General features: G+C 66.3%; 11 protein-coding genes. 4 read left to right on the forward strand and 7 right to left on the reverse strand.

The window, feature by feature from the left end:
• The first annotated feature begins 222 nt into the window (after positions 1 to 222).
• A complete protein-coding gene (gene glgA / locus HL666_RS08225; protein WP_172111929.1) occupies positions 223 to 1,638 on the forward strand; it encodes a glycogen synthase GlgA in 1,416 nt (471 codons plus the stop codon).
• 150 nt (positions 1,639 to 1,788) lie between these two features.
• Here glgA and HL666_RS08230 read toward each other — a convergent pair whose 3' ends face one another.
• The 3 genes from HL666_RS08230 to HL666_RS08240 all read right to left on the reverse strand — a co-directional run bounded on the left by HL666_RS08230 (position 1,789) and on the right by HL666_RS08240 (position 6,201).
• Positions 1,789 to 3,912 (reverse strand): methyl-accepting chemotaxis protein, encoded by a 2,124-nt coding sequence (locus HL666_RS08230; protein ID WP_172180784.1) that lies wholly within the window; start codon positions 3,910 to 3,912, stop codon positions 1,789 to 1,791.
• Between the two features lie 243 nt (positions 3,913 to 4,155).
• The gene (locus HL666_RS08235) at positions 4,156 to 5,310 is read right to left on the reverse strand and encodes a patatin-like phospholipase family protein (protein WP_172180786.1); all 1,155 of its coding nucleotides are present in this window, start codon (positions 5,308 to 5,310) and stop codon (positions 4,156 to 4,158) included.
• Positions 5,311 to 5,379: 69 nt separating this feature from the next.
• Positions 5,380 to 6,201: a 3-hydroxybutyrate dehydrogenase gene (locus HL666_RS08240; protein ID WP_172180788.1), complete on the reverse strand. Its 822-nt coding sequence runs from the start codon at positions 6,199 to 6,201 to the stop codon at positions 5,380 to 5,382.
• 184 nt (positions 6,202 to 6,385) lie between these two features.
• Between HL666_RS08240 and HL666_RS08245 the strand changes: the two genes are divergently transcribed.
• Positions 6,386 to 7,288, forward strand: coding sequence for a LysR family transcriptional regulator (locus tag HL666_RS08245; RefSeq protein ID WP_172180790.1), 903 nt, complete (start codon positions 6,386 to 6,388; stop codon positions 7,286 to 7,288).
• Positions 7,289 to 7,306: 18 nt separating this feature from the next.
• On the opposite strand, the gene HL666_RS08250 is transcribed toward HL666_RS08245, so the two are convergent.
• Both HL666_RS08250 and HL666_RS08255 read right to left on the reverse strand, forming a co-directional pair.
• Complete coding sequence (locus tag HL666_RS08250; RefSeq protein ID WP_172180792.1) at positions 7,307 to 8,017, reverse strand: peroxiredoxin-like family protein; 711 nt, start codon at positions 8,015 to 8,017, stop codon at positions 7,307 to 7,309.
• 84 nt (positions 8,018 to 8,101) lie between these two features.
• The gene (locus HL666_RS08255; RefSeq protein ID WP_172111923.1) at positions 8,102 to 8,383 is read right to left on the reverse strand and encodes a hypothetical protein; all 282 of its coding nucleotides are present in this window, start codon (positions 8,381 to 8,383) and stop codon (positions 8,102 to 8,104) included.
• 239 nt (positions 8,384 to 8,622) lie between these two features.
• Between HL666_RS08255 and HL666_RS08260 the strand changes: the two genes are divergently transcribed.
• Positions 8,623 to 9,114, forward strand: a complete 492-nt coding sequence (locus HL666_RS08260) for a cupin domain-containing protein (RefSeq protein ID WP_246741485.1) — start codon at positions 8,623 to 8,625, stop codon at positions 9,112 to 9,114.
• Between the two features lie 93 nt (positions 9,115 to 9,207).
• Complete coding sequence (locus tag HL666_RS08265; RefSeq protein WP_172180794.1) at positions 9,208 to 10,437, forward strand: MFS transporter; 1,230 nt, start codon at positions 9,208 to 9,210, stop codon at positions 10,435 to 10,437.
• On the opposite strand, the gene ccoS is transcribed toward HL666_RS08265, so the two are convergent.
• Both ccoS and HL666_RS08275 read right to left on the reverse strand, forming a co-directional pair.
• A complete protein-coding gene (gene ccoS / locus HL666_RS08270; RefSeq protein ID WP_172111921.1) occupies positions 10,407 to 10,589 on the reverse strand; it encodes a cbb3-type cytochrome oxidase assembly protein CcoS in 183 nt (60 codons plus the stop codon). The two genes, HL666_RS08265 and ccoS, sit on opposite strands and share 31 nt — an antisense overlap.
• Positions 10,580 to 12,781 (reverse strand): cation-translocating P-type ATPase, encoded by a 2,202-nt coding sequence (locus HL666_RS08275; RefSeq protein WP_172180796.1) that lies wholly within the window; start codon positions 12,779 to 12,781, stop codon positions 10,580 to 10,582. The genes ccoS and HL666_RS08275 overlap by 10 nt, the downstream gene beginning before the upstream one ends.
• Between the last annotated feature and the right edge of the window lie 14 nt (positions 12,782 to 12,795).

Genomic DNA, 12,795 nt, shown 5'->3' on the forward strand with positions numbered 1-12,795 from the left:
GTTCTCTGTTTTTCCGCGTGCCGAAGCCGGCAGGGCCCGCTTCGTCTTCGCTGATTCACGAAGCGTAAGCCATCGGACGCGGCAGGCTGGGAGTCTAGATCGAACCATTCGATGTCGGAAGCGTTTGGCCTTTCGCCGCGATGCGGCGACGCTTTTCTTTAATGGCTGAATTTGGACCCTTTCTTGCATAGGACGAACATGGGGCTTGATCGAGGACATCTCTTGCGGGTTCTGTTCGTTACGACCGAAATGGACGATTTCGTCCGGGTGGGCGGACTGGCTGCCGTTTCGGCAGCACTTCCCAGAGCACTGCGCTCACATACCGACGTCAGGATCATGTTGCCCGGCTACCGGGACGTGATCGAGCAACTCACTCACATCGAGATCGTCGGCCAATGCGCGCCGCTGGCGGAGATGCCGGGCTGCGCGCTGGGACGATCATCGACGCGCGACGGCCTGCCGGTCTACGTCCTGCTCTGCGACGAGCTGTACGACCGGCCGGGCAACCCCTACGGCGACGAGAGCGGGAAGGACTGGCCGGACAACGATATCCGCTTCGGCCGGCTCGCCGCGGCGGCGGCCGAGCTCGCGGCGGGCACCCTGGACACGAACTGGGCAGCCGATCTGGTCCACGCCAACGACTGGCAGGCGGCGCTGGTGCCGGCCTATCTGGCATGGCGCGGGGTCGACGTGCCGTCGATCCTCACCATCCACAACCTCGCCTATCAGGGCCTGTTTCCGCGCGAGTCGCTGCGCCGGATCGGCGCACCGGAATCGTCGTTCCACATCGACGGGCTGGAGTTCTACGACAAGCTGTCGTTCCTGAAGGGCGGCCTGATCTATGCGTCGCACCTGACCACGGTCAGCTCGACCTACGCCCAGGAGATCACGACGTCGGAACTTGGCTGCGGCCTGGAAGGGCTGCTCCGCCAGCGCTCCAACGCGCATGAGCTCACCGGCATCCTCAACGGCATCGACGAGAGCTGGGATCCCCGCTACTGCCAGCAGCTGGCGCAGCCCTTCGCCGCCGGCGACTGGGAGGGCAAGAAGGCCAACGCGGACTACGTCCGAAAGCAGTTCGGGCTCGCGGTCTCGCGTGGCCCGATGTTCGGCATCGTCGCGCGGCTCGTGCATCAGAAGGGCATCGATCTGGTGCTGGAGGCAGCCGACGAGATCGTCGGCGCCGGCGGCCAGATCGTGGTGACCGGCACCGGCGAGCCGGCGATCGAGCGCGCGCTGATGGAGGCCCACCGCCGCCGCCCCGATGCGATCGGGGTCGCGATCGGCTTCAACGACGCCCAGGCGCGGCGTATCTTCGCCGGTAGCGACTTCACCCTGATGCCGTCGCGCTTCGAGCCGTGCGGCCTCAGCCAGATGTACGCCCAGCGCTTCGGCTCGCTGCCGATCGGGCACCAGACCGGCGGCCTCGCCGAGACCATCACCGACGGCGAGACCGGATTCCTGTTCCAGAAGCCATCCGCGGAGTCGTTCCTCGGCGGCGTCAAGCGCGCGTTCTCCGCGTTCACGAGTACGGAGAAACTGAACGCGATGCGGCTGTCGGCGATGGGACGCTCGTTCAGCTGGGACCTGTCGGCCGCCTGCTACAACGCGCTGTATCGGAAAATGCTCACGTCGTAGCGCGTGGCCCGGAACGAGTGCAGCGACAGCCGGGTTCATCTCCACATCTCGTGAGACCCCGGATATCGCTGCGCCCATCCGGGCTACGGTCAAACAACAAAAAGCCCGGACGACGTCCGGGCTTTTTCCTTTGGCGCCTGGAGGCTGAGCTCAGGCCGCGCGCACCGCTTCAAGGAAGTTTCCGACCTCGCGCTTGAGGCGATTGGAATCGCCGGCGAGCGATTTGGCCGATGACAGCACCTCGGCGGACGCCGAGCCGGTCTGCGCCGCGCCACGCTGCACGTCGGTGATGTTGGACGAGACCTGCTGGGTGCCGTGCGCGGCCTGCTGGACGTTGCGGGAGATTTCCTGCGTCGCGGCGCCCTGCTCCTCGACCGCGGCCGCAATGGCGGCGGCGATCTCGGCAAGACGCTCGATCGTCGAGCTGATCGCCTGGATCGCATTCACCGACTCCTGCGTCGCTGCCTGGACGCCGGAGATCTGCTGCGAGATCTCATCGGTGGCCTTGGCGGTCTGCTCGGCCAGCGCCTTCACCTCGGTCGCGACCACGGCGAAGCCGCGTCCGGCATCGCCGGCGCGCGCCGCCTCGATAGTGGCATTCAGCGCCAGCAGATTGGTCTGTCCGGCGATGCTGTTGATGAGCTCGACGACGTCGCCGATACGCGCCGCCGCCTGCGACAGGTCGGCGACCCGGCCGTTGGTCTGGCGCACCTGCTGCACGGCATCGCCGGCCATGCGGGCCGAGGCCTGCACCTGACGGCTGATCTCGTGCACCGAAGAGGATAGCTCCTCGGTCGCGGAGGCCACCGACTGAACGTTGGCGGAGGCTTCCTCCGAAGCAGCCGCCACCACGGTGCTCAGCTCCTTCGAGCGATTGGCCGTATCCGTCAGCGTATCGGCCGAGGTTTCGAGGCCGGAGGCTGCCGACGACACGGTGTTGACGATGTCGGCGATGGTGGCTTCGAAATTGCGCGTCAGCGTATCCAGCCGGCGGGCGCGATCGATCTGCGCCTGCGCGTCGCGTTGCGCGGCCTCGTCGGACTCCTTCTTGGCGATCAGGGCATCCTTGAAGATCTTCAGCGCGCGCGCCATCGCACCGATCTCGTCCTTGCGGGTGTCGTTCGGAATGTCGGCGCTCAGCTCGCCATTGGCGAGGCGCAGGGTCACTCCGGTCAGACCGACCAGCGGGCCGATGACGCCGCGCACGACGTTGAGGACTACGCCAACAGAGACGATGGCGACCAGAAGCAGGATGCCGAGGGCGCCGAACAGGCGCAGCCGCGCCGCCTCGATGGCCTGATCAACCGCCTGGTGCGCCGACTTCAGCGCCGCGTCGCGCAGCACGATCACGTTGTTCAGCATCGGCGTGGTCCAGCGGCCCCACTCCTCGGGGGTGACCGGCGAAGGTTGACCATCGCGCGCCGCGTTGACGATCTGACGATAGCGGCGCTCACCGTCGCCCATCAACGTCGAGCGGACATGTTCGAGCGCAGAGCTGACGTCCGGATTGTCACGCACGCTGCGCGCAGCGAGCTCCATCTGCTGCCACAGCAGGGTCACCTGCCCGCTCTGTTCGGTGACCTCGGCGAGGCGTGCCGGCGTCCAGTTCAGGTTCTGGATGAAGAAGCGAAGAACCGCAGAGCGCGCCCCGTTCACCGTCCGCATCGCCTGCGACAGTTGCGCCAACTGGCCCGACTGAAGCAGGTTCTCGACGTCGCCACCGACGCGCGACAGCTCGATTGCGGTCTCGTCGATCGAGGCATTCAGCGCTTGGGCGGCACGCCCGAGGCCATCGATCGTTGCCGCCTGGATGTTGGCCGGACGCTGCGCTGCAGGCAGCCCCACGGCGCCGCGAGCCGCGGACCGGACGCCGCGAAGGGTCTGCTCGGCAGCGTCGATGTTGCTGGTTGCCAATCCCGCCGCCTTGGCGGATGACTTGGCCTGGCTGAGCAGGTCGTCGGTGCTCGCGATGGTCTTGTCGAGCTTGGCGGCATCGTCGGCCGAGGCGGGCGCCGGAGCAGCGAGCAGATTCCAGATATTCCGTTCAAGCGGGATCTGGGCGTTCACCTTCATTACCAGCTCGAATGCGTCGAGCACGCGTCTCGCCTGCTCGCGCTTGACCAGATCTCCCCACCCGCTCCATGCGAGCACAAATGCAAAGGCCATCGCGAACAAACCGGTCAGCAAATTGCCGGCCAGGATCTTCCATTTGAGACTGACTACGCCGGCTTCCGACTGAAGTGTCTCGTTCTGCATTGTCGCGCGCTCAGACATGGCCATTCCCAATCAACACCGTTTCCGAGCGGTCACATTCGCGAGCAGGCGGCTCAGCTGCGCCAGCGCCCTCCGGCGACGTCCCACGCGGTCGGCAAATATGGATCGCGGCAATCGGCGCCGCCGCCTTAATGATTAAGAACGAACTACAACTAATCCCTTAAACCGAACGGATGCGAGCGGTATCGGGATGTAGGCCGATGGCACGATCGGATACGAATATGCGCTTGGAGCTGCGATCTGCTACTCGGCAGCCACCGCCGTCTCAAACGGCGGATCGTGCAGCACGACGCCGGACAGCGGGTCGAACTCGCCCGACCAGGGCATCCGATCCAGGACCGATTGAGTGTGCTGATAGCCCGCATCCCAACGCGCGGTGATGCCGCGCTCGGTGAAATCGATGTCCTTGGTATGACCCTCGCGCTCGAGCTGCGGTGCCAGAAGCCGGACGACGTGCATCCGTGTCTGACAGCCATAGCTGGCGAGATCGCGCACCGCCGGATCGTTGCGCGCCGACTCCGGAAGACGCGCGGCCAATTGGTTGATGACGTGGCGCAACCGGTGCGTCTGCTGCTGCCGCGCGATGTGGCTGGCAATCCGGCTCGAATACTGCACGTCCTTGTGGCGATTGAACACCTCGGCCATCGTCGTCGGCTCGGCTCCCTCGGGATTCCACAGGTGCACGGCGAAGATCAGCGAGTCCTTGCGCGGATTGTCGTCGAAGACGACCTCTGTCGGCGTGTTCGACAGAATGCCGCCGTCCCAATACAGCTCGCCATCGATGCGAACGGCGGGAAAGGCAGGAGGCAGCGCGCCGGAAGCGAGGATATGGCGCACATCGAGCGTGCCGTCGCGGCTGTCGAAATAGCGCATCCGGCTGGTCCGGACATGCGCGGCTCCGACGGTGAGGCGAAGCCCGCCTTCGTTCAACAAATCGAAGTCGACCAGCTCCTGAAGCGTCTCGCGCAGCGGCGTCGTCGAGTAGTAGCCGGCGTGCTCGGCCCCCAGCGGATAGGCCTCGCCGGCATGCGCCAGTGCGTTGGGACGGAAGAAGCCGGAAATTCCGTGCGTCACCGTGGTCCAGTAGGACAAGCGCTCGTTGAAATCCGGAAACGCCGTCCGCACCGTCCAGGCCGGCTTGCGGTGCATCCGCTTCCAGAACTCCCGCAACCGCGCCATGCGCTCCTGCACCGGACTGCCGGCGATCAGGGCGGCGTTGATGGCACCGATCGATGTCCCGATCACCCAATCCGGCTCGAGACCGGCTTCGTGCAGCGCCTGGTAGACACCGGCCTGATAAGATCCGAGCGCCCCGCCGCCCTGCAGGACGAGAACCACTTGGCCGGGCAGTCCGCTGCGATCGGTCGTCGTCCGCATGGTGTCGCTGATCTCGGTCATGTCTCGCCTCCTGCCTGCGCGATGTCTTGTTGTGCTTCGCAACGTCCGCGTGGTTGTTACGCCGCGGCGTTAATGCGCCGTCCAGCCACCGTCGACCGGCAGGGCGATACCGGTGATCGATGCTGCGGCCTCACTCGCCAAGAACACGCTGAGCGCGCCGATCTCCTCCACCGTCGCAAAGCGCTTGTTGGGCTGCTGCGCCAGCAGGACGTCGCGGATGACCTGATCGCGGGAGATGCCGTGCGCCCTCGCCTGCCCGTCGATCTGCGCCTCCACCAGCGGGGTGTAGACATAGCCCGGACAGATCGCGTTGCAGGTGATGCCGCCTTCGGCCGCCTCCAGCGCTGCGACCTTGGTCAGGCCGATGATGCCGTGCTTGGCTGCGACATAGGCCGCCTTGAACGGCGAGGCGACCAGCCCGTGCGCCGAGGCGACGTTGATGATGCGACCGAAGCCGTTCTGCCGCATCGCAGGCAGCGCCAGCCGGATCGTATGGAAGGCCGACGACAGGTTGATCGCCACAATGGCATTCCACTTGTCGACCGGAAACGCCTCGAGCGGCGCGACGTGCTGAATTCCGGCATTGTTGACCAGTACGTCGATGCGGCCGAACTCCTGCAAGACATCATCGATCATTTGCTCGATTGCCGCGGGCTGCATCATGTCGGCCGCCGCATAGAATGTCCGGACACCGAACTCGACGGCGATATCCGACCTGATCCGATCGATCTCCTCCGCCGCGCCGAACCCGTTCAGCACCACGTGTGCCCCCGCGCCGGCGAGCGCCCGCGCGATGCCGAGACCGATGCCGCTGGTGGAGCCTGTGATCACCGCCACCTTTCCCGACATCCGAAGTAACGAAGGCTCGGCTCTCATCGTATCTGCAACCATGGCTGTTCCTTCATCCGCGTCGAAGATTGCTCAATGTGGCGGTAATCTGCCGGTTCGACGCAATGAACGGAAATGCCGTTTGGCTCGCCAAACGATAGGGTCCTGCTATCGCATTCGATGATGCCAAGACGTGGTCTGTCAGGTTATGCACTCGGGACGGCGCCGGGTCGAACGGAGCACCTCAATGGAAATGCATCAAGTTCGGTATTTTCTTGCCGTTGCCAGGCTGCTGCACTTCACGCGCGCGGCCGAGGAATGCAACGTGACGCAGCCCTCGTTGACGCGGGCGATCAAGCAGCTGGAAGCGGAGCTCGGCGGAGATCTGTTCCGGCGGGAGCGGCCCGCCGCACAGCTGACAGAGCTCGGCCAGCGCATGCAACCGCTGCTCAAGCAGTGCTACGAGGCGGCTGTCGGCGCACGGACGCTGGCGTCGTCGTTCAAGAGCGGAGAGCTCGGAACGCTCAGGATCGCGCTGGCGGATTCGATCGACCTCGCCTTGCTGCTGCCGCTGCTCGATCAGTTGCAGCGCCAGTTCAACAAGCTCGAGCTCAGGCTTCTGCGCGGGAGCAGCCGGACGATCGCAGACCATCTGAAGAACGGGGAAGCAGAGCTCGGCATCGCGTCGGAGATCGACGAGACCTGGGACCGGCTCGACGTCTGGCCGCTGTTTACCGAGGACTTCGCACTCGTCACGAGCGAGCGTCACCGGCTCGCCGCTCAGGACAGGATCGGCATCGACGAACTCGGCGGCGAGGCCTTCCTGTCCCGCTGCTATTGCGAACATTCCGACAGGCTGCGCACGCTGATGCGGGACCGCGGCATCGATCTCGACCGAAGCCACGACATTCACTCCGAGCGCGACCTGATCGCGCTCGTCGAAGCCGACGTCGGCATCGGTGTCGTCCCGCAGACCACCGCGCTGCCGCCGACGCTGCATCGGGCCAGCGTCGATGGGCTCGATGCCCGCCGCACCGTGCATCTCTATGGCGTCGCCGGGCGTGAGCGCACCGCAGTGGCCTCGGCCGTCATGCGCATGCTGCGTGGCAGGAATTGGCGGGAATGGCTCGATCGTGAGGCTGATGCGTGAAATATCAACGCGGCCGGATCAGCCGGCTGCCTCGCGCAGCGCCGCAACGAGATCGTCGATCTCCATGCGCTTGCGGAAATCGGGATCGACGAAGCGCGCTGTCACGAGACCGTCGCGGCCGACAACGAAGGCCGCCGGGATCGGCAGGACCCAACTATCATTGCCGTGGAAGCTCGCCATGTCCTGGTGCGCCAGCAGATCCTGGATCTCGCGGCCGAGCCAGATTGCGAGATTCAGCGACAACGCATAGCCATTGTCGAGATCGGTCAGCACCGGAAAGGTGGCGCCCGAGTCCGTCTTGAACTGCTGCGTGAAGGCCTGCAGCTCCGGCATGATCGCGACGACGGCACCGCCGGCCGCCACGATGCGATCCTGCGCCTTGATCACGGCGCGGACGTTGAGCCGGCAATAGGGACACCAATGGCCGCGGAAGAACATCACGGCGACCGGGCCGCTGGCGATGCACGATGCCAGACTGACCAGCCGGCCGGCCTCGTCCGGCAGGACGAACGGCGGCATCGGCTGCCCCGGCCGCGGGGCATTCTCACCACCCCCATTCTCGTCGAGCCGGGCGACCAGGCGATCCACCGCCGAGGCATAGGCCGGGAAGATCTCGCGGCCCGCCGCAGCATAGGCCTCGAGCTGCTGGCGCAAGGTGCCCTGCATCTCCCTGCACTGCAGGAAGGCCTGCCTGAGCCGTTCGGCATCTGCGGGTGAAAGCGCGGTCATGAGCTGCTCCGGCACATCGGGAGATCGGCATGATAGGTTCGCGGGCAAGCCGCCCACAAGGGCGGCCTGCCGCTCCATCGACGCTCAGGGCCGGTAGAAATTTCCGGTCGGGTCGAGCGTGCCGGACGTGGAATAGAGCTGTCCGTTGCTCATGAAGAAAACGGTGTTGTTCGGCACCTTGGTGGCGTGGCGCATCATGGCGCGGTGATTGGCGTCGCCAGCAGCCATCGCCATCGTGCTGGTCTTGCCGGCGCTGTAGACATAGGCCATGCCGGGCATGAGATCAAAGCCGCCTTGCGCAATCGCCGCCGTGGCAGAGGCCGCGACCACGGCCGCAGCGATGAAGGTCCTGGACAAGCGGGTCATGGATATCTCCTCCTGATGAATGCTGTCGCCCGTGCGTCGGGCGTTCGCATTACAAGCGCGGCCTCGCCTGCTTGAGAAATGCCGTTGTCCAATCGCGAGGATAGCGCCCGCCTATCGATAGCGAGAACCTATCGCTTCCAGAGGCAGGATGCATTTCCGCAACGGGCGCTGCGCGTCGATGGTGGCGCGTCGCAAGGCCTGCTCGACGCGGGCCGCGGCTTCACCAGAGGAGACATGACATGTCCATGCAGATCGCAGCTCAACGCATCAGCCGCAGCGGCGCGGCCTTCGCCCTGACCATTGCAACGACTTTGTTGGCGGCGTCCGTCGCTCATGCCGGCGAATGTCCTGCGGACAAGATCAAGGCCGGCGCGCGCGAGATGGTGGACGTCAAGGCCGTTGGCGTCACCGACGTCACTCTCGGCGCGATCGACCTTGCCAAGCAGCCGGCGGCCATCAAGGATCGCGAGCTGCGCTTCCGCAAGCTCACCATCGCGCCCGGCGGCATCGTACCGTGGCACAGCCACGACGACCGCCCGGCCCTGATCTTCGTCCAGCAGGGCGAGATCATCGAATATGCCAGCAACTGTGCCGAGCCGATCCTGCACAAGGCCGGCGACATCAGGCCGGAGGTGTTCGGCACCTCGCATTGGTGGAAGAACGACGGCAAGGAGACCGTCATCCTCTATGTCGGCGACGTCCGCAAGGATCCGCACGATCACAACATGTAGGCACCGCGTCCGCCTGTCGCGTTCGGATCGCCGCCGGGCGAGCGCGCGATCCGGATGCGTCGGCGCTTCCCGTGACGAACTGCGAGAGATGACATGACGGACCTTTCGGCAGAGGCCGTGCCACGCACGGACGGTACCCATGCAAGGGCGGCGGCGTGGCGCTCTGCCGTGATCGGCTTCATCGCCTTCTTCAGCCTCGTCGATCTCTTCGCGGCCCAGGCGATGCTGCCGGCGCTGATCAAGCATTACCAGGTCAGTCCCGCCGCGATGGGCCTCGCGGTCAATGCCTGCACGCTCGGCATGGCGATCTCGAGCCTGGCGACCGGGCTGCTCAGCCCTCTGATCGACCGCCGAACCGGCATCGTCTGCAGCCTCGGCCTGCTCGCCATCTTCACGGCGCTGCTCGCGAGCGCGCCGGACCTCTCGATCTTCGCCGGCTTGCGCATCCTGCAGGGCCTTTGCATGGCCTCGGCCTTCGCGCTCACCTTGGCCTATCTCGGCGAGCAATGCAGCGACGGCGAGGCCGGCGGTGCCTTCGCGGCCTATATCACGGGAAACGTCGCGAGCAATCTGGTGGGCCGGCTGCTCTCGGCCAGCCTCACCAGCAAGCTCGGTCTCGAACCGACCTTCTACGTCTTCGCGGCGCTCAATCTCGTCGGCGCCGTGCTGGTCGGCGCCACGATGCGACGCGGCGAGATGATGATGGCAGGCAGGATGCCGCTGCGAAGCGCCGCAATCCTCGACCACTGGCGCAACCGCCGCCTGCGCGCGGCTTTCGGCCTCGGCTTCTGCGTCCTGTTCGCCTTCATCGGAGCCTTCACCTTCGTCAACTTCGTGCTGGTGCGGCCGCCGTTGTCGCTGGGCATGATGGAGATCGGGCTGGTCTATGTCGTGTTCCTGCCGTCGATCGGCACCACGCTGCTGGCGGGCCGGATCGCAGCGCGGACCGGCACGCGGCTCGCAATCTGGGGGTCTCTCGCCACTGCGGCGCTCGGCCTCGTCCTGATGCTGTCGTCACAGCTCGCCGCGGTGCTTGCGGGCATGGTTCTGGTCGGCGCCGGCACCTTCTTCGCGCAGGCGGTGGCCACCGGCTTCGTGGGACAAACGGCCGTGCATGATCGAGGCGTCGCCAGCGGGATCTATCTCGCCAGCTATTTCGCCGGCGGCATCGTCGGGACGGCCGTGCTCGGCCAGTTGTTCGATCGGTTCGGCTGGACGGCCTGCGTGGCGGGCATCGGCGCCGCGCTGGCATTGGCGGGATGGCTGGCGTTCCGACTGACGCCGCCGAACGTTCAGGACCGGCTCGGCGCCGCCGCAGGCTGAGCCGGCGGGGGCTCATCGTCGTCGGCGATCGCCCGCCAGGCTGCGCCTTCGAGGTCCTCATACTGACCGCTCTTCAGCGACCAGAGAAAGCCGACCAGGCCGGCAAGGCCGAGCGCAAGCGCAAGCGGAACGAGAATGATCATCACTTCCATGAGGAGGCCTCCCCGGCAACCTTGCGGGCGCGCAACGCGTTCAGCATGACGATGATCGACGAACCGGACATCGCCGCGGCGGCGATCAGGGGGGTGACGACGCCGCTGATCGCCAGGGGCACCGCGAGGACATTGTAGAGCACCGCGAGCCACAGATTCTGCCGCATCAGATGCAACGCCTTGCGCGCGTAGTCGACCGCGGCCAGTACCGGCGCCAGGGGACGGCCGAGGAAGACGAGATCGGCGGTGGCCTGGCTGAGATGCGCGGCCGAGATCGGCGACATCGAGACGTGCGCGGCGGCGAGCGACGGCGCATCGTTCATGCCGTCGCCGACCATCATCACCTTGACGCCTGCGCGCTTCAGCTCCTCGATGCGGGCGATCTTGTCGGCCGGCGTGACGCCGGCACGCCACTCGCCGATCCCGAGCGCCTTCGCCGCGGCGGCGACGGCGGCCTCGCGATCGCCGGAGAGGATCTCGACCTTGATGCCGCGGCGCTGCAGGCCGGCAACGATCTTCGCCGCGTCGGGACGCAGGCCCTGGCGCACGGAGAACAGGTATGTCTCGGTGCCGCGGCGGAAGGCGACGACGGAGGCTTCGGGATCGGCGCCGCCGCTCTGCGCGGCCAGCGCCTCGGCTGCGCAAAATGACGGACGGCCGAGCCTGATCTCAACGCCGTCCACGACAGCGCGGACGCCCTGCCCCGGCTCTTCGACTGCGCCCATCAGGGGCGACCTCGACTTCGCCGCTTGAGCGACGGCGGCCGCGACCGGATGATGGCTCGACAGCGCAAGCTGGCCGGCCACAGAGAAGACGTCGGCCGGAATGTCGGCGGCGTTGACGACCTCGAGCTCCGGCAGGGTCAAGGTGCCGGTCTTGTCGAAGATGACGTGCTCGGCCTCGGCGAGGCGCTCGATCGCATCGCCCGCATTGAGCAGCACGCCGGACTTGAACATTGCGCCCGACGCGACGGTCTGAACCGTGGGGATCGCAAGGCCGAGCGCGCATGGACAGGTAATGATCAGCACTGCGATGCCGGTGACGATCGCATCGTGCCAGCTCGCGCCCGCGAGCACCCAGCCGAGCACGGTGAGCGCAGCGGTCGCATGCACCACCGGCGCATAGAGCCGCGAGGCGCGGTCGGCGAGGCGCATGTAGCGCGAGCGGGCCTGCAGCGCGGTGTCGAGCAGGCGCGTGATCTCGGCGAGCAGGGTGCCCTCGGCTGCGGCCGACACGCGGACGCGCAAGGTGCCGGAGATGTTGAGCGAGCCGGCATAGACGGCCGTGCCCTGCTCCGCCGGCACGTACAGCGTCTCGCCGGTGATCAGGCTCTGGTCGATCTCGGAGCGGCCCTCGACCACGACGCCGTCGACGGCGCAGCGCTCGCCGGGACGCAGCAGCACCAGGTCGCCGGCACGGACGGCGGCGACCGGCACCTCGGAGATTTCATCCGCGCCGATGAACTTGGTCGCAGTCTCGGCCTTCAGCGCGGCGAGATTGCCGGCGACGGCGCGCGTCCGCCGCCGCATGTTCTGGTCGAGATAGCGGCCGACCAGCAGGAAGGTCAGCAGCATGATCGCGGCATCGAAATAAGCGTGCTCGGCGTGATGAAAGGTCTCGACGATGGACATTCCCAGCGCCAGGATCACCCCGATGCAAATCGGCACGTCCATGTTGACGTTGCCGGTCTTCAAGGCGCGCCAGGCCGAGCGGAAGAACGGCTGGCCGGCATAGGCGGCCGCCGGCAGGGCGATGAGCGCCGACAGCCAGTGGAAGAAGTCGCGCTGCTCCGGCAGCATGTCGCTGACGTTGCCGGACCACACCGGGATCGACAGCATCATCACGTTCATGGTCGCAAAGGCCGCGACACCGAGGCAACGCAGCAGGAAGCGCGACTCCTCGGCCTCGGTTGCTTCCGCGCTCGCCTTCTCGAACGGATAGGCCTTGTAGCCGAGTTCGGCGAGGCGATCGATGAACTTGGCCGGATCGAGCGTGCCCTGCTTCCATTCCAGCGCCACGCGCCTGTCAGTGAGATTGACCCGCGCCAAGGTCACGTCGGGCAGCGCCGACAGGCCGCGCTCGATCTTGGCCATGCAGCCGGCGCAGCTGACGCCCTCGACCGCGAGGTCGATGTGCTTCAAACCGGCACCGAGATCCTTGACGTAATGGGAGAAGTCACGCGTCGCATGCATGATCGGAAGCCCCT

Source organism: Bradyrhizobium aeschynomenes, from assembly GCF_013178945.1.
Taxonomy (GTDB): Bacteria; Pseudomonadota; Alphaproteobacteria; order Rhizobiales; family Xanthobacteraceae; genus Bradyrhizobium; species Bradyrhizobium aeschynomenes.